At 46.3% G+C, this 22,275-nt stretch carries 20 protein-coding genes; 17 read left to right on the top strand and 3 right to left on the bottom strand.

Going from position 1 to position 22,275, the window contains the following annotated elements; translation table 11 throughout:
• Position 1 precedes the first annotated feature (1 nt).
• The 4 genes from AM506_RS05395 to AM506_RS05380 all read left to right on the top strand — a co-directional run bounded on the left by AM506_RS05395 (position 2) and on the right by AM506_RS05380 (position 6,193).
• Positions 2-1,369, top strand: a complete 1,368-nt coding sequence (locus AM506_RS05395) for a GH1 family beta-glucosidase (protein ID WP_060671469.1) — start codon at positions 2-4, stop codon at positions 1,367-1,369.
• Positions 1,366-2,694, top strand: coding sequence for a glycoside hydrolase family 30 protein (locus tag AM506_RS05390; RefSeq protein ID WP_060671468.1), 1,329 nt, complete (start codon positions 1,366-1,368; stop codon positions 2,692-2,694). Before AM506_RS05395 ends, AM506_RS05390 begins: the two co-directional genes overlap by 4 nt.
• A 146-nt stretch (positions 2,695-2,840) precedes the next feature.
• Complete coding sequence (locus tag AM506_RS05385) at positions 2,841-4,157, top strand: oligosaccharide flippase family protein (RefSeq protein ID WP_060671467.1); 1,317 nt, start codon at positions 2,841-2,843, stop codon at positions 4,155-4,157.
• Between the two features lie 143 nt (positions 4,158-4,300).
• Positions 4,301-6,193 carry a cation:proton antiporter gene (locus AM506_RS05380; RefSeq protein ID WP_200908414.1) on the top strand — a complete coding sequence of 631 codons (1,893 nt, stop codon included), beginning with the start codon at positions 4,301-4,303 and terminating at the stop codon, positions 6,191-6,193.
• A 14-nt stretch (positions 6,194-6,207) separates the two neighbouring features.
• Here the strand turns inward: AM506_RS05380 and AM506_RS23275 are convergent, their stop codons facing one another.
• Together AM506_RS23275 and AM506_RS05370 are read right to left on the bottom strand one after the other, a co-directional pair.
• A complete protein-coding gene (locus AM506_RS23275; protein WP_060671466.1) occupies positions 6,208-6,342 on the bottom strand; it encodes a hypothetical protein in 135 nt (44 codons plus the stop codon).
• Between the two features lie 92 nt (positions 6,343-6,434).
• Positions 6,435-7,154 carry a TspO/MBR family protein gene (locus tag AM506_RS05370; protein ID WP_327205518.1) on the bottom strand — a complete coding sequence of 240 codons (720 nt, stop codon included), beginning with the start codon at positions 7,152-7,154 and terminating at the stop codon, positions 6,435-6,437.
• 214 nt (positions 7,155-7,368) lie between these two features.
• Here AM506_RS05370 and AM506_RS05365 point away from each other — a divergent pair, with 214 nt between their 5' ends.
• The 11 genes from AM506_RS05365 to AM506_RS05315 all read left to right on the top strand — a co-directional run bounded on the left by AM506_RS05365 (position 7,369) and on the right by AM506_RS05315 (position 18,148).
• Positions 7,369-9,156 (top strand): M3 family oligoendopeptidase, encoded by a 1,788-nt coding sequence (locus AM506_RS05365; protein WP_060671464.1) that lies wholly within the window; start codon positions 7,369-7,371, stop codon positions 9,154-9,156.
• Between the two features lie 168 nt (positions 9,157-9,324).
• Positions 9,325-9,669: a lmo0954 family membrane protein gene (locus AM506_RS05360; RefSeq protein ID WP_060671463.1), complete on the top strand. Its 345-nt coding sequence runs from the start codon at positions 9,325-9,327 to the stop codon at positions 9,667-9,669.
• A gap of 15 nt (positions 9,670-9,684) precedes the next feature.
• Positions 9,685-10,338 carry a PspA/IM30 family protein gene (locus tag AM506_RS05355; RefSeq protein ID WP_060671462.1) on the top strand — a complete coding sequence of 218 codons (654 nt, stop codon included), beginning with the start codon at positions 9,685-9,687 and terminating at the stop codon, positions 10,336-10,338.
• Between the two features lie 57 nt (positions 10,339-10,395).
• Positions 10,396-11,229: a cell wall-active antibiotics response protein LiaF gene (gene liaF, locus AM506_RS05350; RefSeq protein ID WP_235576046.1), complete on the top strand. Its 834-nt coding sequence runs from the start codon at positions 10,396-10,398 to the stop codon at positions 11,227-11,229.
• The gene (locus tag AM506_RS05345; protein WP_060671461.1) at positions 11,226-12,275 is read left to right on the top strand and encodes a sensor histidine kinase; all 1,050 of its coding nucleotides are present in this window, start codon (positions 11,226-11,228) and stop codon (positions 12,273-12,275) included. The genes liaF and AM506_RS05345 overlap by 4 nt, the downstream gene beginning before the upstream one ends.
• Entirely contained in the window at positions 12,268-12,900 is a 633-nt protein-coding gene (locus AM506_RS05340; RefSeq protein ID WP_060671619.1) for a response regulator transcription factor, read from the top strand. The genes AM506_RS05345 and AM506_RS05340 overlap by 8 nt, the downstream gene beginning before the upstream one ends.
• Before the next feature lie 226 nt (positions 12,901-13,126).
• Positions 13,127-14,053: a hypothetical protein gene (locus AM506_RS05335; protein WP_060671460.1), complete on the top strand. Its 927-nt coding sequence runs from the start codon at positions 13,127-13,129 to the stop codon at positions 14,051-14,053.
• A gap of 63 nt (positions 14,054-14,116) precedes the next feature.
• Entirely contained in the window at positions 14,117-14,746 is a 630-nt protein-coding gene (locus AM506_RS05330; RefSeq protein ID WP_060671459.1) for a DUF4129 domain-containing protein, read from the top strand.
• A gap of 36 nt (positions 14,747-14,782) precedes the next feature.
• Positions 14,783-15,913, top strand: a complete 1,131-nt coding sequence (locus tag AM506_RS05325; protein ID WP_060671458.1) for a DUF4350 domain-containing protein — start codon at positions 14,783-14,785, stop codon at positions 15,911-15,913.
• Positions 15,910-16,839, top strand: coding sequence for an AAA family ATPase (locus tag AM506_RS05320; protein ID WP_060671457.1), 930 nt, complete (start codon positions 15,910-15,912; stop codon positions 16,837-16,839). The genes AM506_RS05325 and AM506_RS05320 overlap by 4 nt, the downstream gene beginning before the upstream one ends.
• Positions 16,790-18,148, top strand: a complete 1,359-nt coding sequence (locus AM506_RS05315; protein ID WP_235576045.1) for a DUF58 domain-containing protein — start codon at positions 16,790-16,792, stop codon at positions 18,146-18,148. Before AM506_RS05320 ends, AM506_RS05315 begins: the two co-directional genes overlap by 50 nt.
• Here the strand turns inward: AM506_RS05315 and AM506_RS05310 are convergent.
• Positions 18,140-19,096 carry a stage II sporulation protein M gene (locus AM506_RS05310; protein WP_060671456.1) on the bottom strand — a complete coding sequence of 319 codons (957 nt, stop codon included), beginning with the start codon at positions 19,094-19,096 and terminating at the stop codon, positions 18,140-18,142. The genes AM506_RS05315 and AM506_RS05310 overlap by 9 nt on opposite strands.
• 104 nt (positions 19,097-19,200) lie before the next feature.
• On the opposite strand from AM506_RS05310, the gene AM506_RS05305 reads away from it, so the two are divergent.
• Together AM506_RS05305 and AM506_RS05300 are read left to right on the top strand one after the other, a co-directional pair.
• Positions 19,201-20,004: an RDD family protein gene (locus AM506_RS05305; RefSeq protein WP_060671455.1), complete on the top strand. Its 804-nt coding sequence runs from the start codon at positions 19,201-19,203 to the stop codon at positions 20,002-20,004.
• A 280-nt stretch (positions 20,005-20,284) separates the two neighbouring features.
• Positions 20,285-22,243, top strand: coding sequence for a phospholipase D-like domain-containing protein (locus tag AM506_RS05300; protein WP_060671454.1), 1,959 nt, complete (start codon positions 20,285-20,287; stop codon positions 22,241-22,243).
• The last annotated feature ends 32 nt before the right edge of the window (positions 22,244-22,275 follow it).

Genomic DNA, 22,275 nt, shown 5'->3' with positions numbered 1-22,275 from the left:
TATGAAATTTGATAAAACATTTACCTTTGGAACCGCCACATCATCGTATCAAATCGAAGGTGCACATAATGAAGGGGGGAGAACTCCTTCCATCTGGGATATGTTCTGTGACATTCCAGGGAAAGTATACAAGCAGCATAATGGTGATCTCGCATGTGACCATTATCACCGATTCGAAGAAGACATCCAGCATATCAAGCGTCTTGGTGTAGACACATATCGTTTTTCCATTGCCTGGCCACGCATCTTTCCTGAAAAGGGTAAGTACAACCAGGAAGGGATGGACTTTTATAAAAAATTAGCGGCAAGACTTCAAGAAGAAGGAATCAAGCCTGCCGTGACATTGTATCACTGGGACTTACCGATGTGGGCCCATGAAGAAGGCGGATGGGTCAACCGTGAATCTGTAGAATGGTTCAAGGACTATGCAAGAGCGTGCTTCACGGAACTTGATGCTGTGGTCGATTCGTGGATCACTCATAATGAACCTTGGTGTGCAGGGTTTCTCGGTTACCATCAAGGGGTCCATGCTCCAGGTCATACCAATCTGGATGAAGCAGTAAAAGCGGTCCATCACATGTTGCTATCACACGGAAAAGCGGTTGAGATGCTGAAGAAGGAATTCAAGTCCGTGACAGATATCGGAATCACGCTCAACCTATCACCAGTCTATCCAAATACCGATTCAGTGAACGATCTTCTTGCTGCCAACAATGCGGACGGATATTCCAACCGCTGGTTCCTGGATCCTGTATTCAAAGGTGAATACCCGAAAGACATGATGAACCTGTTTTCGAAATACGTTCATACTTATGATTTCATCAAGGAAGGGGATATGGACCTGATTTCAACGGAATGTGATTTCTTCGGGATCAATTATTACAGCCGGGGGATTGTTGAGTTCAGTGCCGCCAATGATTTTATGCATAAAGGAGCTTATTCCGATTATGAAAAAACAGGCATGGGCTGGGACATCGCGCCGAATGAATTCAAAGATCTTATTCGCCGCCTGAGAGAGGAATACACGGATCTGCCAATCTATATCACAGAAAACGGAGCGGCGTATGACGATGTTTTGGAGAATGGAAGAGTCCATGATCACGAACGCGTCAACTACTTGAATCTGCATCTTCAAGCGGTTTCTGACCTTAATGAAGAAGGCATGAACATCCAAGGGTATTATCTATGGTCACTGATGGACAACTTTGAGTGGAGCTTCGGTTATGATAAGCGGTTTGGCATCCTTTATATCGACTTCGATACGCAGGAGCGAATCTGGAAAGACAGTGCCTTCCGTTATGCTGAAGTCATCCGGAACCATAAAGAGAAGCATGGTCTTCATACAAATGCCGAGGAAGTAACGCAATGAATATGAAGGTAATTTTGACAGCAAAAGAAACAGGAGATCGGTTCTCTGAAAAAGAACCGGTTTCTTTTTCAGGAAGACGTGCTTCCACGCACATCCAACTCGATCCGGAGAAGAAATTTCAGGAAATGTTGGGGTTTGGCGGTGCTTTCACCGAAGCGGCGGCTCACAGTCTCTCCCTCATCAGCCCCGAAAAAAGGGAAGAAATCATTCACCGGTATTTCGATCCGGCAGAAGGTATTGGTTACCGCTTCGGAAGGACGCATATCAACAGCTGTGATTTTTCATTAGGGAATTATACGTATGTGGAAGATGTTGATACCTCACTGAAGAGCTTTTCCATCGATCGGGAGAAAAAGCTTGTGATCCCGCTTATCCAGGAAGCGATGGAAGTGGCAGGGAAAGAGCTTTCCATACTTGCTTCACCGTGGAGCCCACCTGCTTGGATGAAGACTAACGGTGAAATGAACAACGGCGGGAAACTGTTGCCCGAGTTTCAATCTGTATGGGCAGACTACTACTCGAAGTACATAGAGGCGATGGAGAAAGAGGGGATCGGAATCTGGGGGTTGACGATCCAGAATGAACCGGAAGCGAAACAGGTGTGGGATTCATGCCTGTACACAGGGGAAGAAGAGCGGGACTTTATTAAAAATCATCTAGGTCCGTCCCTCGAGAAACATGGCCATGGGGATGTGAAGGTCATCATCTGGGATCATAATCGTGATGTGATCCATGAACGTGCCAAGGCCGTCCTTTCAGATCCCGAAGCGGCGAAGTATGTCTGGGGGACAGGGGTCCACTGGTACGTTTCAGAGGAGTTTGAAAATCTTTCTAAAGTGCACCATGACTTCCCTGATAAGCATTTGATCTTTACAGAAGGATGCATCGAAGGCGGGGTCAGACCCGGCGCCTGGGATACTGGTGAACGCTATGGCCGTAATATCATCGGTGATTTGAACAATTATCTTGAAGCGTGGATCGACTGGAATATGGTACTGAACGAAGAAGGCGGACCGAATCATGTCGGGAATTACTGCGATGCACCGGTGATCGTCGACACGGTGAATGACGATGTCCGGTACAACAGCTCGTACTATTACATCGGGCATTTCAGCAAATATATCAAAGTCGGAGCAAGACGTATCGGATGTCAGATTTCCAATGACAGTGTATCGGCTACTTCCTTTGAAAATCCAGACGGGGAGATCGTCGTCATTGTGATGAATGCGAATGACCATGAGGAAGAGATTTCGCTTGCATGCGGTGAGGGGAATTTCAATACGACGCTGCCATTGCATTCGATCGCCACTTTTATGATCCGTTAGTTGGAAAGCAGTCCTTTTGGGGGCTGCTTTTTGTTATGTGGAATGAAAATAAAGACGAGAACTATGATCCATCCACACCCCGCCTCATATTCCCCGGACAACCATCATAGAATAGACCATCTTACATAAAGGCAGGGTACAAGCGTATGAGTCTGTTTTTAAGGGGTACATTGGTGTTGGTGGTGACGGCATTCTTAGGGGAATGCCTGGAGTTTGTAATTAATATGATTCTGGCCCGTGAGCTTGGGGAAGCGGGGCTTGGCACATACATGTCGATTCTGCCGTCGGTGTTTTTGATCGTCATTTTATCGAGCATGGAATTGCCGATCAGCCTTTCCAAATTCTTTGCAGAAAAGGAGGAACGATATCACAGGGGGATGCTGCACTATGCCTTTCGGTTTGCGGTGATCACGACATGCATTTTGTTATTGATCATGGTGATGGTGTATGCCTGGACTCCTTTATTTCAAGGATATCACCCGGGGATTCGCTGGCTGGTCCTGATCGTGATCCCGATTGTGGCCATCACTTCGATCACAAGAGGATATTTCATGGGGATTCAGCAGATGGGGAAAATTGCAGCAGCGAATTTTCTTCGTAAGGGAATTCAATTATTTTTATTAGTGTCAATCTATCAATTTTTATCCTTTGGCATCGATACATCCATCTTCATTGCCCTTGGAACGTTAATTGCCAGTGAAGTGGTGGTATTTGTATATTTGATTCATGCTTACGTTCTTGAAATTAAGGGTAAAAGAAAGAACAGCCATTCTACACTTTCAACAGGTGAGATGAGAAAGTCAGTGCTATCTGTTTCGATCCCGACGACGGTCCTTCGCATCTTTCATGCACTGACCCATGCCATCCAGCCTTTTCTGATTAAATGGGCCCTCGTCCTTTCGGGGATGGGGGCAGTGGATGCGAATGAACATTTCGGGATGCTGGCGGGAATTGCCCTCACCATCGGGTTCTTTCCTTCATTCATTGCTTTTTCAATGCTGATCGTTTTGATCCCGACCGTTTCGGAAAAAGTTTCATCGAAGGATTTTGATGGGATCCTGACCCATCTTAAGCAAGTGATGTGGCTTACATTGGGCTACGGTGTACCAGCAGTGTTTATTTACTATACTCTCGGAGACTACATAACAGGGACGTTTTTTCACTCTGTTTCCTCCGCCTATTATTTAAAGCTGCTCTGGCCATACTTCCTGTTTCATTTTTTGGTATTTCCCCTCCAAGCCTTTTTGATCGGGCTGGGACTGGTGAAGGATGCCCTTCTTCATACCGTATGGTCCAGTGTCTTTTCGTTTTCACTCATTTACCTGCTCGGTTCCCGTTTTGGAATGGAAGGCGTCATCCTGGGTATGAATGCAGGAGCCGTCTTGATTACCATGCTCCACTACGTGACCATCTGCAGGGAACTGGAAACGACTCTTTGGTTAAAATCAGCCATAAAAATGTAAACTATATAAAACAAATGTGCTCACTCGAGGCATTTGTTTTGCAATAGGAGGGACGGACCTTTTATTCTATTTGTAATCTGTAACACCTACATACTATTTTTTTGTTATGATGGCTGATTTCATAACCTCCAAAGGAGAAATCTATGATCGATTCTATTTTATTCAACATCATGTTAGTCGGAGTACTGGGAATCGCTTCCCAATGGGTGGCCTGGAGATTCAGGCTGCCGGCCATCGTCATCATGTCGATAGTCGGGCTGCTCGTAGGTCCGATCTTCGGCCTCATCAATCCTAAAGACGATTTTGGGGAAGTGTTTAAACCCATCATATCGATGGCAGTTGCCATCATCCTATTTGAGGGAAGTTTGAATCTTGATTTCCGCGAAGTGAGGGGACTCGGGAAACCGGTCTTCAGGATCGTGACGTTTGGAGCTCTCCTTGCCTGGATCCTTGGTTCCCTTGGAGCACACTATGTTGCAGGTTTATCATGGGCTGTTGCCTTCGTGATCGGTGGCTTATTCATCGTTACGGGTCCTACGGTCATCCTGCCTCTGCTCAGACAGGCGAAGCTTAAGCCGAGACCCGCAGCAATCCTTAAGTGGGAAGGAATTGTCGTCGATCCATTCGGCGCATTGATTGCTGTGTTTGCCTTTGAGATCATCAACTTCTTGATAAGTGATGATGTAACAGGACTTTCTTTATTGCTATTCTTTGCCGCTTCCCTGTTTGCCGTCGTATTCGGATGGGCCCTCGGGAAGTTCACGGGCTTTATTTTTGAAAATGGACATGTTCCGGAATTCCTTAAGTCACCTGTCGTATTTGCACTTGTCCTTGCCTGTTTCACGATTTCAGATCATATTACACATGAAACCGGCCTCCTTGCTGTAACGGCCATGGGGATGACGCTTGCAAATATGCATATCTCATCCATCGACGATATGCGTCACTTCAAGGAAAATATTTCGGTACTGCTCATTTCGACCATATTCGTGATGTTGACGGCTTCCTTAACCGTCGATACCCTATTCCAAATCTTTAATTGGAACATCATAGCATTCGTCCTGCTCATGCTATTCATCGTACGTCCACTTTCGATTTGGCTTTCTACGATAGGGACGGACCTCTCCGTCAGGGAGAAAATCCTTGTCGGATGGATTGCACCGCGGGGAATCGTCGCTTTGACCGTTTCAAGTTACTTTGCGTCAGTATTGTTGGACAAGGGCTTTAAGGATGCATCCATCCTGACGTCCCTAACCTTTGCCCTTGTCTTCTCAACCGTATGTGCACACGGATTTTCGATTAAATGGCTGGCTAAGAAACTTGACCTGGCCATCAGTGAACAGCCTGGTGTCATGATTGTCGGAGGAAGTAAATTCAGTACCGAATTCGCCAAGACCCTCCAGAATATGAAGATTCCGGTACTGATTGCGGATTCCTCATGGCAGAGATTGTTTTCGGTCAGAAAAGCCGGGATCCCATTTTACCGGGGAGAGATATTATCTGAGCAAACCGAGTACTATCTGGATATGACCCCTTATGAATACATGATCGCGGCAACGGAACTCGATTCCTATAACGCCCTCGTATGTACGACGTTCGTGCCTGAGGTCGGAAGGAATAACCTGTTCCAGCTGAGCCTCAGAAGCAAGCGTGATGATGACCTGGAAGATATGGTCCATACGATTGGAGGACGCATACTCTTTCAAAATCATGTCACGTGGGAAGAACTGAATAAACGTGTCGAGCGTGGAGACGTATTCAGGAAAACCAATATTACGGAAAAATACACCTTTGAAGAGTATTTACAAGAGCGTGATGAGAATACCCTATTGATGTTCGCGCACAAACCGACGGGAAGAATCGAATTCTTCACAGAAGGTTCTTCACCGAAGATAGAGCAGGGAGATGTCATCGTCAGCCTGACTCAGCCATGTAAAGAGCTGAACAAAATTCAGGAAAAGCTGACCGTTCAGCGGGAAACTAAAGCAAAAGAAGACAAAGAGAAAGAAGATAAAGAGAAAGAAAGCGCCGATTGAGTCGGCGCTTTCTTTTACTTTTTACCGGTATACTGCTCTCCAAGCATCTGTTTCACCTGATTGTAGGTAAGACCAGAGTTTGCATTCCGGCGTTTGACCTCATCAATATCCGTTCCTGTCTTCGTTACCTTCCTGTTTGGCTGATTCATGCTAACACCCCCTACCATTAATGTCAGTCAGGTAGTGTCATTCTATGCAAAGATAAAGGTCCGTCCCTCACCTTGAGGGACGGACCTTCTAATCATTTACGTGTACGCTTATATACAAGATCAAAGATCAGGATGATGACAGCAAGGGCATAGGCAGTATATGAATAGGTGGAGTGGTCTGCCATATTCTTCACTCCAATCCCGATGAAGGCCCAAACAAAGACCAATGGATAGAGGAGGTCATGCTGTGTGATCCGGAACCAAAAAGCCAGTGCAGTAGCAAGGATCAATCCTAGATAAGCCCATACAAGCTCAGAAATCCCCAATCCGTTCCAGCCGATGTCCGTTAAATAATAGGTGATATTCACAATCGTCGCAATCGAAATCCACCCTAAATAAATTGAAAAAGGAGCGGAATCCAGGAGGGACGGACCTGTGCTTTTGATCCTCTTATAAAGGGCGATCAAAGTGATGAGTAGTCCGAGCATAATAAAGACGGAAATAAGGAAGTAGTTATAATGCCAAGACAGGATCCATGATGAGTTCAATAGACAGCTCAGGATGAATAATCCGCTTGTTTCCTGATAAAGTGGGAGCTCCCGTCTCGCTTTAGGGAATTGTCGGATGATCCAGATGGCGATCAGCAGATAAATAAGGCTCCAAATGGAAAAAACATAGCCTGCAGGAGTAATCATGATGTCGAGCCTGTTACTGATTTCCTCCGTGGATTGATTGTTCAAAGGCAGTGTGACAGCCAGCGTATTCATGACGATCACCAGTGCGAAGGCTAAAATATTTAAAATCAACTTCATAATATATCCCCCTTGAAAAGTAATGGTGCTGCAAGAAAGGAGCCCTTTCGAGACCTGTTGTTTGCTATATACTATTCCACTTTTATCCGTTTAAAAACCAAATGAAGAGAGTTCAGGTAAAAGGAATTGTAAAAAATCATGAAGGATTTAGAGGTTTTATCGAGAATTAGAAATAAGATAGGGACAATTGACACATTTATATTAGGGGGACATTATGGACCATACAACTCATACATATTCAAATGTTTGGAATTTAGATGTTTTTTTCAAAGGAGGAAGTGAATCACCGGAGTTCAGGGATCATCTCGATACATTGGAAAAGAAGAAAGATGACTTCGCAGAGAATGCCCTTGCCTTTCATCCGCCTCAGTCTGCGAACGATGCGGAGCTTGTGTGGAAGCTTATTGATGAAGCGAAGGACGTGATGTTGTATTTGCGCCAGGCAGGAGCTTTTGTCAGCTGTCTGGAAGCTCAGAACATGCATGATCGGAAGGCAGATTCTCTTCGAAGCGAAGTCACAAGCCTGAGTGCCGATTTTTCTTCTACCTTCACCAAATTCCAGCAGCAACTTTCAGATTGCAAAGAAGAAGTGTGGGAAGACCTGCTGAAGCATGATCGCCTGAGCGAGATCACGTTTGTGCTGAATGAGTGGAGACAAAAAGCGAAGGACAAGCTTTCAAGCAGTGAGGAATCCTTGATCGGGGCGCTCTCCGTCGACGGCTATCACGGCTGGGGGCAGATGTACGACACAATCGTCGGAGCAATGGACATCACACACGACGGAAAAAGCCTCTCGGTGGGACAGGCCAATAATCTACTATCGAGTCCGGATCCGAAGACGCGTAAAGAGGTTTTCGACAAATTGGAGAATGCGTGGAAACAGAATGAGGAGCTATTTGCCCGGACCCTCAATCATCTCGGCGGCTTCCGTTTGAATGTGTATAAAAAGCGGGGCTGGGACGAATTGATGAAAGAGCCTCTTGAGTACAACAGAATGAAGCAGGAAACCCTCGACGCCATGTGGGGGGCCATCAGCAAAAACAAAAAGCCGTTCGTCCAGTATCTGGACCGGAAAGCGAAATTGATCGGCAAGGACAAATTGGACTGGTATGACCTGGATGCACCCGTGGCAGAGTCGACGGGCACGATGTCATACGATGATGGAGCGAAATTTATTCTGCAGCAGTTCTCCCGCTTCGGAAGTGAGATGGCACAGTTTGCAGAAAAAGCCTTTGAGGATGAGTGGATCGAAGCAGAGGACCGTTCAGGAAAACGTCCCGGGGGCTTCTGTACTTCATTCCCGTTAAGTGATCAATCACGGATCTTCATGACGTACTCAGGCTCGATGTCGAATGTTTCGACACTTGCCCATGAATTGGGGCATGCATTCCATTCCCATGCGTTAAAACCGATGCATACCTTGAACCGCAACTACGCCATGAATGTCGCAGAAACGGCCTCCACTTTTGCCGAAATGATTGTGGCAGATGCAGCCGTGAAGGAAGCAGGAACTAAGGAAGAAAAGATTGCCCTCGTCGAAGATAAACTTCAGCGGAGCGTGGCATTCTTCATGAACATCCATGCCCGCTTCTTATTTGAAACCCGTTTCTATGAAGCGCGCAAAAAAGGGATCGTGTCTGTCGATAAGTTGAATGACCTGATGGTGGAAGCTCAGGAGGAAGCATTCGCCGATTCACTGGGAGAGGTCCACCCGCGATTCTGGGCATCGAAGCTCCATTTCTATATTACAGGAGTGCCGTTCTATAACTTCCCGTATACATTCGGCTACTTGTTCTCACTTAGCATTTACGCGAAAGCACTGGAGTCCGGCGAAAGCTACGAAGATAAATACATGGCATTACTCCGTGACACAGCCGTTATGAACGTCGAAGATCTCGCCATGAAGCACCTCGGTGAAGACATCACTAAAGAAGCCTTCTGGCAAAAAGGAATCAACCTTTGCATCGCCGATGTAGAAGAATTCCTCGAACTGACGAACTAAATAAACACGTTAAGGTCCGTCCCTTGTATTGAGGGACGGACCTTTTTAATGTTCAGTCCTACCCTTCCTAAGCCTCAGGTCTGATACGAAAATAAAGCTCCGGCTCGTTATGGGAAGTCGGGAAACCAGGTAGGATAGAGACATGAAGAAGAAAGGAGGCAACAACATATGAAGAAAGTTGGATTGCTTTTAGCAGGAGGAATCGCAGCGATCGTACTGCTGGCAAATTTAGGACCGATTGTGGGGCTTGCGATCTCTTTATTGATCATGTACTACAGCTTTAAAGGTTTCATCAAGACAGACTCCACAGGGAAGAAAATCCTTTGGGCCCTGATCGGCCTTGCCGCATTCAGTGCAACCGTATCGAACTTCCCGGCAATTATCGGGCTGGTTGCTTTGTATGTCCTATATGTGATCTATAAGAATTGGAAGAAAGAAGAAGTCATCATCGAAGACAAAACGTCTGATCCCTTCACGAACTTTGAAAGGGAATGGTCACAATTAAAAAACTAAAGGAGAGAGTTAATTATGGCAAATTTATTTCAACGATTGAAAAATACCGTCATGTCAGACCTTCACGAAGCAATTGATAAAAAGGAAAAGAAAAATCCGATTGCGGTCCTGAATCATTACTTAAGACAATGTGAGCAGGAAGTGGAGAAGGTTAGAAAGCTTGTCGAAAGGCAGTATGTATTAAAAGAAGAGTTCCAAAAAGAGTATCAACAGGCTTCCGTTTTAGCCGACAAACGAAAGTATCAGGCAGAGGTAGCATCCAAAGCGAGTGAAGAAGGCTTGTATGAATTTGCTTTGCAGGAACAAAAATACTATGAAGAACGTGCCGTACGGATCCAGGAATCCAAGCTGCAAGTAACAAAAGAGCTTGAAGAGCTTGAGCGTAAATATGAAGAAATGAAGCACAAACTGAAGGATATGTACATCAAGCGAATGGAATTGATGGGCAGGGAAAATATTGCCCGCGCCCATAACAAAATGAATTCTGTCCTTGAATCATCAACAGGTTACGACAATGGGGCATTCTCTAAGTTTGAGGAGATTGAAACATACTTAGATCAACTGGAGCATGGAGTGAGTTCTTCCTATTACAGGAACACAATCGACGCGAAGATCGCCAAATTGGAAAAAGAAATGAAAAATGAGGAAACAGAAGCCATTCCGTCCTGAAACATGGTATTCTAGGGTAAGAAAAACAAGATAACAATAAAAAAGGGGGAGCCCATTATGGGTTCACCCCGTTTTATCATAGGATATGAGCCGGTTGTCGGAAAATCTTTAAAAGCACTGATCAATGCTGAAATACATAACCGGAAAGGAGGGACCCCCATGTTGAATCGCTTACGTTCTGACGGAATCAGTTGGATCATTTTAATCGGGACATTACTTATACTGCTGGAAGTCTCCTTTTATGATGGGGGGGTTCTCGTCTTTCTATCAATAGCGGCTTTCTGCATTTATATCGGACGAAAGAAACTGCCGAGGACGTCGGGAAAGATTCTGCTGTGGTTCGGGATCATCAGTTTAGCCATCAATATTTTCAACACAGTCGCGTTTAAGTTTTTGTTATTCGGAATTCTTCTATTTATCATTGTACGTTTTGCCGATTCGAAGAAACATCCGAAATACATCACGCCGTCCATTAAGGAAACATTCACCCAGACACAGGAACCGCTCATCATGAAAAGGTCCGCTCTTCAGAATGAATGGTTCGGTCCAAAGCGGACGCCGGATGATGTGTATGAATGGCATGATATCAATATCCAGGGCGTCATCGGGGACTCGGTCATCGATATAGGGAATACCGTTCTCCCAAAGGGTACTTCCGTTGTATCCATCCGGAATATACTGGGGAATATCGAGATTCTGATCCCGTACGACGTGGAAGTGAGTGTGCATCACTCGGTCCTCGCAGGATCGATTGAGATTTTTGATCAAGTGGAGCCGAAAGCGATCAACCAGTCCCTCTATTATCAGACACCGGGATACGATGAAGCGGTCCAGCGTGTGAAGATCTTCACCTCCATGTGGATCGGGGATCTTGAGGTGAAGAGAATATGAGTACGGTCAGTAAGCAGGTCGTTGCAGGTATCCTCTTTTCCCTTGTCATGGTGCTGTTTTTATCCTTTTCCTTCTTTTATTTATACCCGTTACAGGATTGGTCCCTTTTATGGGAAGTAGAAATCATGGATATACCTGGGGCAGGATTCATTCTCGTTTTCAGCATTGTGATCGGGATTGTTTTCGGCATCCGGGGCGGCTTGAAGGATAAGCGGCAGCTGCGGGAAATGGAAGATGCCCTCCATCACGTGGAACAAGGGCGGACAATCACAATCCCTGAAACGGCCACCTCCGAAGTGCAGCAGGTGTGGAAAAAGGTCGATGCCCTAGGGAAGCATCTCACCGATCAAGCCCGGTACTCCCAGAAACTTGCCAGTGAAAAAGCCGAGGAGCAGGAAAAAAGGATACAGGAAATCGTATCTCAGGAGCGGAATCGTTTGGCGAGGGAATTGCATGACTCGGTCAGTCAGCAGCTGTTCGCAGCATCGATGCTCATGTCTGCCATCACGGAGACCCCATCGGCTGGCCGCACTCCCCATGAAGAGAAGCAGCTTGGAATGGTCGAGCAGATGATCCATCAGTCGCAGCTTGAAATGAGGGCGCTCCTTCTCCACCTTCGCCCTGTGGCGTTAAAAGGAAAGAATCTTCAAGAAGGAATGAAGGAGCTGTTGGTCGAATTAGCTCAAAAGGTTCCTCTTGATATCGAATGGAAAATCGAAGACATGAGTCTTGATAAAGGAATTGAGGATCATTTGTTCCGGATTTTGCAGGAGTCGGTTTCAAACACACTCCGGCATGCCAAGGCCACTTCCCTCGACATCCGCCTCATTAAAAGGGAATCCATCATCATCTTACGAGTGGTGGACGATGGCCTTGGATTTGATGTGAATGAATCGAAGGTCACGAGCTCGTATGGCCTTCAAAATATGAGGGAACGGGCCATTGAAATCGGTGGGACGTTTAAAGTCATCAGTGTGCCAAATAAGGGGACGCGCTTGGAAGTGAAAGTTCCCGTTGTGGAGAATGAAGGTGAAAAGAATGATTAAAGTAGTATTTGTCGATGATCATGAAATGGTGAGGATCGGGGTGTCTTCTTATCTGTCGGCCCAGGCGGATATCGATGTCGTAGGGGAAGCGTCAGACGGGAAAGAAGGCGTACAACTGGCCTTTGAACTGAGGCCGGATATCATCCTGATGGACCTTGTGATGAAGGAAATGGATGGCATACAGGCGACGAAAGAAATCATCCAGGAGTGGCCGGATGCGAAAATCATCATTGTGACAAGCTTCCTGGACGATGATAAGGTGTATCCAGCCCTTGAAGCAGGGGCCGTCAGTTATATGCTGAAAACATCCAAAGCAAGTGAAATCGCTGAAGCGGTTCGTAAAACCCATAACGGGCAGTCGATACTCGAACCCGAAGTGACGGGGAAGATGATGACACGGATGAGGCAGAAGACTGTTTCCCACCCCCATGAGGAATTGACGAACCGGGAGCTTGAAATTCTCCTTCTCATGACGCAGGGAAAAACGAATCAGGAAATCGCCGATGAATTATTCATCGCCCTGAAAACAGTGAAAACCCACGTGAGCAACATCCTCTCCAAGCTCGGTGTGCAGGACCGCACCCAGGCTGTCATCTATGCTTTTAAACATGATCTCGTGAAATAATATAAGAAAGTGACTCAAAAAGAAAACTTTTTGGGTCACTTTTTCGTATAGAAAGAAGAAAGCAAAGAGCATTAAATGAAAATGGAACCATATGAATGGAAATACGATGCTGTCAGGAAATATGTGCAGAAAAATGACAAATATTTCATCAACTGAAGGAGGAATAATGTTAAAATAAGCGATATATTGTAAAATTTTGAAAAATAAGCAGTAGGGGGATTAGAACGTGAACGCACAATTTAGTAAGCCGAAAAGATTCGGTGAAATACTGGATCATACATTTAGATTGAGTAAAAACCATTTTAAAGATTTTTTCCTGATTGTTCTTATATTATTGGGACCTGTCTATTTATTGCAGGCTCTCATTGAACTGGCTTCGGGAGTCAGTTTTTTTAGAACGACAGGGTCAGGGGAAACCTGGTTCGATGGAATTGTCAACAGTTTTTCAGGAGAGTTTTCAGCAGAGGAAGGACCGGCAGTGAATGTGGGAGCGGAACTCGGCACGGCACTGATCGGTCTTATCACAATGATTCTGTCACCGATTGCACAAGCGGCGATATTATTCACTTTGAATCATATGAGGAAAAATGAAGACTACTCGGTCAAGTTAGTCATCAAAGAGGGATTCTCCCGTTTTTGGCCGATCATCGGAAGCAGTATCCTGTTTGGATTGATCGTGTTTGGGTTCATCTTTGTCCCTGTTTTCACCATCGGAATCGCAGGGGTATTCAGTGCTGCTTTGTTCGATACGGGGGTTGGGGTGATCATTACCATCATCGTCTTGTTCCTCCTCGTTGCGGCTGTAGTGGCTTACCTCTTAACCCGTTGGAGCTTTTACCTTGGAGCCGCGGCCATTGAGCATGATGCACCGGGACTTGGGAGAAGCTGGAGACTGACGAAAAAGCGTGCATTCACCATCATTGGATTGTATATTGTATTCGGCCTGATCATTGGGATCGTCAGTACAGCATTTGAATTGACGTTCGGACTCGTATTGGGAAATAGTGTTTTATACGGGATGATCCTCAATGTGGTGACATTATTTACGACCATGTTGTTCGCTGTTGGTTTCGGAGTGATGTTCTTTGACTTGAAAACAAGACATGACGCGGATGATTTAAATGAAATGATCGATGACTACCATACGATATAACCAAGGAAGTATCCAGTCTGGCCCGGGATTCCGGGCCCTTGATCTGAAAGCTAGGTGAAGAAAGTGTTGAATGAAAACAGAGCAAGGGATCAACTCGAAGAAATCCTGGAAGGGGAAGAATACAAAGCCTACCTTGGGGATAATCAGGGGTGGCTCTCGGGTATGTGGGAAAAGGCAAAGGAATGGATCCGGGACCTGCTCGGGAATATTAACCCTTCTCTTGAACCGACAGGCGGGGCCGCATCGGGTATCCTGATTACCCTCATTGTCCTCGTTGTGGGCATTCTTCTCGTCATAGCATTTAATGCGGTGCGTAACGGGGTGAGAAGACGCAGGTTCCGCTCGAACAAGCCCCTTCAATCCATGAACGAGATGGAGTGGTCCTATACAAGACATCTCGAGGAAGCCCGTAAGCAGGAAACCCTTGAGGATTATACGAGAGCCACCCGTCACATGTTCCTTGCACTGCTTCTGTACTTTCATGAAAGGGAGTATCTCGAGGCACGAGTGTGGAAGACGAACTGGGAGTATTACGATGAACTGCGTAAAGTGAATCAAAGGTGGGCGGATCGATTCTACCGGCTTGCCCTGCTATTCGACGAGGTTGCGTATGGTGAACGTGAAGTGGAGAAAGAGGAGTATCTCCACTATAAGGAGGAAGCCCGCGGCTGGTTGGAAAACGGAGATTCATAGAAGGACAGAGTAAGTGAAAGGAGGTAGGATCGGGCATTGAAGTTAACGATAAAAAGGTGGATCCCCCTGGTGGGGATTCTAGGTGCATTCATCGTGATCGGAGTCTTTCTTTCTCCGGAAAAGCTGAAGGAGTATCCGGCCTATGTATCAGAATCTCCCTCGCCAACCGGGATAAAGGCCCTTTACACCTATTTGGAAAACGAAGGGGATGCCATTTCTAGCTGGTCCCTTTCACCTGACCGGTTGTCCAAAAAAGAATCCGGCCAGCTTCTGATCATGGCGGAGCCGTTTACAGTCCCGGATCAGGAAGAAATGGAAGAGTATGAGGATTTCATGAGGCGGGGCAATACCATCCTCCTTCTGAAGGATAATCCAAAAGGGATGTTCGATATCAAGACGGAAGTGATCGGGGACGATCCACTGCTACCCCTTGTGCGTGACGGAGAAGGAAATACATATAAAACCGATATTTTATCCGGCGTCCGCCTTGAAGAAGACGCGGGAGATACGATCCTCCTGGATGATGTGGATGGAACAATCGCCTACAGTACTGACGTGGGTCAGGGTCAACTCATTGTTTCCACCACACCTGCCTGGATGACGAATGGGATGATCCTTGAGAAGGATCATCTTTCTCTGATTCTTCTTTTGTTAAGAGAAGGTGGGGCGGACGATGGGACCATCCTGTTTGATGAATACCTCCACGGAGGAGAAAGCGGGGCATCCCTTGCGACACTGTACCCGCAATGGCTATTGCTCCTGCTCCTTCAATTAGCAATCTTCACCTTACTCGGGCTTTGGATGCTGGGGAAACGGTTCGGGGGCATCCTTGTCCCCCGGGAGGAGATGGTCCGGTTCAGCAATGAACGAATCAAGGCCCTTTCAGCGTGGTACTTAAAAGGGAAACAGTACAAAGCTTCCCTTCTGATCCAGTCTGATTATGTCAGACTCCTGTTCCAGGAACGATGGGGGATCCCGACAAGTAAAGAGTGGGAAGACTTGAAAGAACCGTTGGAACGGAGACTCCGCACCGTTTCCGAAAAGGAAATCGCATCCTTTTTAATGGGGATAAAAGGTGTGCTGAATAAAGAGAGAATCAGTAAACAGGAATATGTCATGTGGTCAAAAAGAATAGAATTACTCAGGAAAGAGGTGGAGGATCGTTGAAACCAGAAATCACATCCTTAATGGAGATATTTGAAGAGCGCATCGTAGGACAGGGGACGAATCTTAAACTCTTACTGTCTTCGATTCTTGCAGGAGGACATGTATTGATCGAAGGAGTCCCGGGCACCGGGAAGACTCAAATGGTGAAGACATTGTCCCGTTTGCTTGGAGGAAGCTTTAACCGGATTCAATTCACCCCGGACCTGCTGCCGAGTGACATAACCGGAAGTACGATTTATAACATGAAGGACAGCACTTTCCAGACGATTAAGGGACCGATTTTCACCAACGTCCTATTAGCCGATGAAATTAACAGGACACCGGCGAAGACTCAGGCAGCGCTCCTTGAAGCCATGGAAGAAAAGCAGGTAACGATCCAAGGATCGACATACCCGCTAGAAGAGGTATTCTTTGTGGTGGCAACCCAGAATCCGATTGAATTCGAAGGAACCTACCCACTTCCCGAAGCTCAGCAGGACCGCTTCCTGTTCAAGCTCGATATTGATTTCCCTTCATTTGAAGAAGAGAAGTCCGTTTTAAAACAGGTGATCGAGAATCATGTTGACCGCAGTGAAGTGGGGACAGTCCTCGATATTGAAACCTTTTTATCCATCAGGAAGGAAATCGAGGATGTCACGCTGAGCGACGCGGTTTTGGATTATATCATGCAAATCGTCAGGAAAACCCGGGAAACGGAGACGATCCGCTTCGGAGCAAGTACACGGGCGGCCATTTCGATCGGGAAGGCGGGCAGGTCATGGGCCTATCTTTCAGGGAGGGACTATGTCACCCCTGATGATATCAAGATGGTGGCAAGACCAGCTCTCAGACATCGCATCCAGCTATCCCCGCACGTAGAATTGGAGGGACTGACCATTGACCAAGTCATCCAGGAGCTTATTGGGTCGATTACTGTTCCAAGATAAGGGGATCCTGCCGACTGGGCGGCTGTTGGTCATCTATCTGTGTTTTTCAGCTGTCCTTTTAGCAGGCACGCTCGTTGGGTTGTCATGGACATGGATCTTTATATTGAATGCATTGTTTCTTGGTTTGAGTCTCATTGACTTGACGTTCTCACCTTCTAAAAAGAGGGTTGAAGTGAAGCGGAGCATCCCTGACCAAATGGAAAGAGGTCTTGATTATACGGTTGAATTAACGATCCATAACACATCGGATCGGAATATGTCGTATCGTCTTTTGGACGGGACACCGCAAAATTTCCAAGTGACGTTTCCACTTGAAGGGGAGCTTGCCGGTCATTCAACCGTAAAGCCCTCTTATGATGTGGTAACCCCTGTACGGGGGGATTATCAATTAACCAGGCTCTATTTCCGCTACCGGAGCTCTCTTGGTTTATGGGAGAAACAAAAAACGGTGGAAACGATGGATAAGGTGAAAGTCATCCCCGATCTGACTGAAACGAGAAAGGTACTGGAAGATGCCCAGCGGTTTTTACTGTATGAAGGGGTGAAAATCCGGAAGCTGCAGAGTGGGGCCGGGGAGTTTTCGAAGATCAGGAATTACGTAGTAGGTGATGATCCCAGAAAGATCAACTGGCGTCAGACAGCAAAGCTAAGAGAAGTGATGACGAATGAATATGAGCCCGAGCATGGAAAGTATATTACGATTCTCATTGACTGCGGCCGGATGATGGGGGCGGAGCTGAAGAAAGGGAATCGGCTGGAGAAGTCCCTTGAAGCAGCCCTGACCGTTACGGCGGCTGCCCTTCAGAATGGCGACTATGTATCGGTCCTCGCATTCAGTAAGAATGTGAAGGTGTACATCCCGCCTGCCAAAGGGATGGCCCATCTCCAGACCATCCTCCACCGCATTTATAATCTCGAGGTGGACGCGGCGGAATCCAATTATGCTGCCGTCCTCCATTACGTCCAGACGGTCCAGAAGAAACGGAGTCTGCTGCTATTATTCAGCGATATCCACACATTTCTCCATGAAGATAATGCTCTCTATTATTTGCAGCGCCTGCGCAGGCAGCATCTCTTCTTAATGATCGGGATCGAAGATGAACTGTTGGTGAAGAGGATAAAGTCTGAGCCGGTTGACGAGATACAGGCGATGATGAAGAGTATGGCCCAGAAACAGATGCTCGTCAAAAAGAGGGAGAAGTCAAAGTGGGAAAAACAGGGCCTCCTTATGGTAGAGGCCCGTGAAGAGAAACTGGCAACGACGGCTGTTTCGTACTATATTGATCTGATGAATCGAGGGTTAGTTTAGCCTGCTGAGTCGGAGCTTCCCGATGGCCATATAGAGAATCAGTCCGGCAATCGTCAACAGAGCGACCATGTACTTGGCAGGAAGTGAGATCGCGGCCGGTGTGATGAAGCCTTCGATGAGCCCCGCGATGACAAATAGCGGGATCGTACCAAGGAGGAGCTGGACGGATCGTTTCGCCTGCTCCTTCAATTGATATCCCCGTGTGAAGCGTCCGGGTACGAAAAGCTTATAACCCATCAACAATCCTGCACCACCGGCAATGAAAATGGCCGTAAGCTCAATCATGCCGTGGGGGACGATATATGCCCAGAATTCGTAGCTCATTCCCTGATGCCAGAAGACGGCGGCAAGGGCACCGACAATGATGCCGTTATATACAAGCATATACATTGTCATTAAGCCGAATGTGACTCCGCCTGCAAAAGCAAGGAAGGCAACTTTGATATTATTGGTCATGATGGCGGCCGACATGATGGAAGAATTTACCTCACCGTCACTTTTCCCCAGATTCCCGGGATCCACTCCCTGAGACATTTCAGGGGGGAGGATGGAATAAAGGTGCAGGGGATCATTCAGAACGGAGAGAAAGGCACCCAGAGCACCGACCGTAAACAATGCCATTGCCAGGACAACGAATTTCCATTGATCTAGAAGGAGACCGATAAACGTCGTGGAGAAAAAATGCCGGATTTGCTTTCCACTCGTGATCTGATCTTTATAAAAGAGATTATGAGATTTCGACACGAGTCCGTTTAAATAATCTGTCACTTCTTCTTCGGGGAAATAGGTCTGGCTGTACGATAAATTCTGGGCAGCCTTTTGATAGAGGCGATTGAACTGATCGATGGACGTTCCCGTCATATTCTTTCTTTTTCGCAACGTTCCGATGAGATCCTCAAGAGCCTTCCAATCATCCCGGTGCTGTTTGACAAACTGCTTCACTTTCATCGTGACACCTACTCGTTCATTTGATTTCTTATCTCTTATTATAGTAAGTTTAGAAAAAAATAGAAACCATTAAAGGTAAATTCAACCAAAAGGAGGGAATTGATATGCATGAAGAACAGGTCGATATCAGGACGCCCGAATATGTTTCCCTGAAATTTCAGCCTGCGGGCCTGGGCAGCCGTGCCGCAGCCCTTATGATTGATCAAATCATCTTGACCATCATTAACATTTCGATTGTGGTGTTCCTGTTTTTCGTCCTCGCAGACGATAATCTGAAATTGAATATGTTCGATTTCAACTCAGTTCTCCTTGGGTTCGTCTTGATCACCATCTTCGTCATTAACTGGGGATATTTCTTCGCACTGGAGTACTTCTGGGGAGGGAAAACAGTGGGCAAACGGATGCTGGGGATACGCGTTATGCAGGAGAATGGTCATAGTGTGACACTTTTATCCTGCTTTATCCGTAATCTAATGAGGATCATCGACATGCTCCCCGTCTCCTATTTTCTCGGGATGATCATGATCTTCCTTCACTCCAAGCATAAACGACTGGGTGACATCGTCGCAGGAACCATCGTCGTACACGAACGGCGGGTGAAAGGAAAGAAGAAAGAGAAAGCCATCGAAAAAGAAATCCGGGAACGTGGCCTTAGACAAGAAGATCTGTCAGTTGAAGAGTGGACGTTGAAGCAGCTCGATACAAAAGAATGGAACCTGGTCAGGACGTACGCGAATCGCTTCCGGCAGCTGCCCCTTTCAGAACGAAATCATTTAAGCAAAAAATTGGCCGATATCCTGTTCCCGAAACTTGGAATCGATATGGATGGGAAGACCTATGAAGAGCTTGAAAACACACTTTTCCTTCTTTATTTGGCAATGAGGGAGGATTGGGAAATTGAATTGTAAACAGCAGAGTATGAAGACTCTGCTGTTTTTTTTGTAAGCTTTTATACCTATATAAGATTCCTCCCTATTAACTAAAGGTTTTCCTTCCTATAAACCAAATATAATAGTAAATAAAGTAAAACTAGTAGGAATATAGAAATGGCGGTTTACACTGAATCTACAAAATTTACAAAATGATTAGAAAAATAATGTCCATCCTCCCCTTACATTACAAAATGCGACAAAATATACTTGTACTGTAATCATTTTAATCTATATGCATTCTGAAAGGGGAAAGGGTATGAAGACAAAAAAGGTTTCTTTATCGATTATCAGTATCCTGTTTTTACTGACGGGAGGATGGATTCAGCCACAGGGTGGAAATAAGAAGGTGGAAGCTGCCACACAGACAGCCGTCATTAATGAAGTTGCGTGGATGGGAACGACGGGTTCTTATAATAATGAATGGATGGAATTGCACAATCCCACTTCAACGGATCTTGCCCTTGATGGTTGGAAACTTGAAGCCGAGGACGGTTCACCGAGCATTGCCTTAAGCGGAACAGTTGCAGCACAGGATTATTTTTTGCTGGAAAGAACGAGCGACAGCACGATTTCAGGCGTTACAGCTGATCAAGTATATACAGGAAGCCTTGGGAATTCAGATGAAATTCTGTATTTGAAGGATGCTTCGGGTACCATCATTGATGAAGTAAACGGGTGGTATGCAGGCGACAATTCGACGAAAGCGACGATGTCGAGGATCGATCCATCTGTCAGTGGAACCGTATCAACGAATTGGAGTACGGCAACCACTTCATACGAAGGTGGATTCGGGACACCTAAAGCGGCTAATGCCGCAGCACCGACGGGTAACGGGAGTGAATCCCTTACGAATGTGAGCGAGGAGCTTGGCGCGATCAACGTATATTTCAACAAGAGTGCATCGACTCAATACGCTATGCCGGGGAATGAAGCAAACTACAATGTCAATCTCGAGGATCGATTATTGAAACGGCTGAATGCAGCGGCTGCATCCATTGATTTTGCCACGTATGAAATTAATCTGCCACGGGTGGTAGAGGCGTTAATGGAAAAAGCCTCTCAAGGGGTGGATGTACGAATCCTGGCAGACGCGAAGGACGGGACTGATCCCCACTACGCAGAACGCTATGAAACGATGCGTTTAAACTTGGAGAAGCTTGTCCGCGGTAAGGATGGAGTAGTCGGGACAGGAGACGATGCCCATATTTTATCGGATTCGCCTATGTTTGTCGTAGAAGATGAAACGAAGCGTGCGACGTTTAATTTACCGGCAAGCTATAATGATTTCCCTCAGCGGAACGTGACAGTGGGAAATACGGCGACAACAGGCTATATGTTTGTTGAAGGAGAATACAAAGACACAGACAGCTATTATTCTCCCGGAAATCAGATGCACAATAAATTTGCTGTGATTGACGGTGAGTGGGTCTTCACAGGCAGCTGGAACTATACAGTAACAGGACTTTATGGCTCAGAAGAAAACATGGAACAAGGAATTCTTGACGGAAATCAGCAGCATGTCGTAGAGGTCCATTCACCTGAGCTTGCCTCTATTTATAAAACAGAATTTGAAGAAATGTGGGGAAGCGGGACAACAACCCCTGATAATACCGTTTCAAATTTCAGCACCCGTAAAATCGATAACACGCCTCATTCTCTTACAGTCGGTGGTGATACGGTAGAAATCTATTTCTCATCAGGTGATGACGCTGTCGGGCGCATGACGGAACTGGTGAAAACAGAAGCGGACGAGAATGCGTACTTCACCATATTCGCCTGGAGCGATCAGGCATTGGTGGACGAATTGAAGAACAAATGGGAAGGAAGCTATGTGGATAATCAGGGAATGCCGACAGGTTTTGACGTAAAAGGTGTATTCGATCCAAGCTTCTGGAATCAATGGTGGTCAGCGAGCATTGAAATGACGGGAAGAACGGCCACTCAGACGAGCACGAATAATCCAAACACACGCTGGGCGAATCCTGCACCGGTGTACGCAGCCAATGAGAGTCGCAAGCTTCATGCCAAAACGATGCTTATCGACGCGGACACAGACAGTGATCCAACGGTCATTGTGGGGTCGACCAACTGGAGTGAAAACGGAAATAATGTGAATGATGAAAATATGCTCATCATCCATGACGATCGCATCACGAATCAATTCCTGCAGGAGTTCAATGCGAGATACGAGAACGCCGGCGGAATGCTTCAGTAAAACATAAAAAAAGGATGGTTCTCATTTCGAGA

The sequence above is a fragment of the Rossellomorea vietnamensis genome, from assembly GCF_001305855.1.
In the GTDB taxonomy this organism is placed as follows: Bacteria; Bacillota; Bacilli; order Bacillales; family Bacillaceae_B; genus Rossellomorea; species Rossellomorea vietnamensis_A.
The sequence above is the reverse complement of the archived record's forward strand: the minus strand, read 5'-3'. Positions and strand labels throughout refer to the sequence as shown.

Coding starts and splice junctions, on each gene's coding strand:
- AM506_RS05365 (WP_060671464.1), top strand. CDS start 7,369: ATGGACCATACAACTCATACATATTCAAATGTTTGGAATTTAGATGTT.
- AM506_RS23275 (WP_060671466.1), bottom strand. CDS start 6,342: ATGAATCAGCCAAACAGGAAGGTAACGAAGACAGGAACGGATATTGAT.
- AM506_RS05310 (WP_060671456.1), bottom strand. CDS start 19,096: ATGAAAGTGAAGCAGTTTGTCAAACAGCACCGGGATGATTGGAAGGCT.
- AM506_RS05300 (WP_060671454.1), top strand. CDS start 20,285: ATGAAGACAAAAAAGGTTTCTTTATCGATTATCAGTATCCTGTTTTTA.
- AM506_RS05370 (WP_327205518.1), bottom strand. CDS start 7,154: ATGAAGTTGATTTTAAATATTTTAGCCTTCGCACTGGTGATCGTCATG.
- AM506_RS05340 (WP_060671619.1), top strand. CDS start 12,268: ATGATTAAAGTAGTATTTGTCGATGATCATGAAATGGTGAGGATCGGG.
- liaF (WP_235576046.1), top strand. CDS start 10,396: ATGGGTTCACCCCGTTTTATCATAGGATATGAGCCGGTTGTCGGAAAA.
- AM506_RS05360 (WP_060671463.1), top strand. CDS start 9,325: ATGAAGAAAGTTGGATTGCTTTTAGCAGGAGGAATCGCAGCGATCGTA.
- AM506_RS05380 (WP_200908414.1), top strand. CDS start 4,301: ATGATCGATTCTATTTTATTCAACATCATGTTAGTCGGAGTACTGGGA.
- AM506_RS05355 (WP_060671462.1), top strand. CDS start 9,685: ATGGCAAATTTATTTCAACGATTGAAAAATACCGTCATGTCAGACCTT.
- AM506_RS05390 (WP_060671468.1), top strand. CDS start 1,366: ATGAATATGAAGGTAATTTTGACAGCAAAAGAAACAGGAGATCGGTTC.
- AM506_RS05345 (WP_060671461.1), top strand. CDS start 11,226: ATGAGTACGGTCAGTAAGCAGGTCGTTGCAGGTATCCTCTTTTCCCTT.
- AM506_RS05385 (WP_060671467.1), top strand. CDS start 2,841: ATGAGTCTGTTTTTAAGGGGTACATTGGTGTTGGTGGTGACGGCATTC.
- AM506_RS05395 (WP_060671469.1), top strand. CDS start 2: ATGAAATTTGATAAAACATTTACCTTTGGAACCGCCACATCATCGTAT.
- AM506_RS05305 (WP_060671455.1), top strand. CDS start 19,201: ATGCATGAAGAACAGGTCGATATCAGGACGCCCGAATATGTTTCCCTG.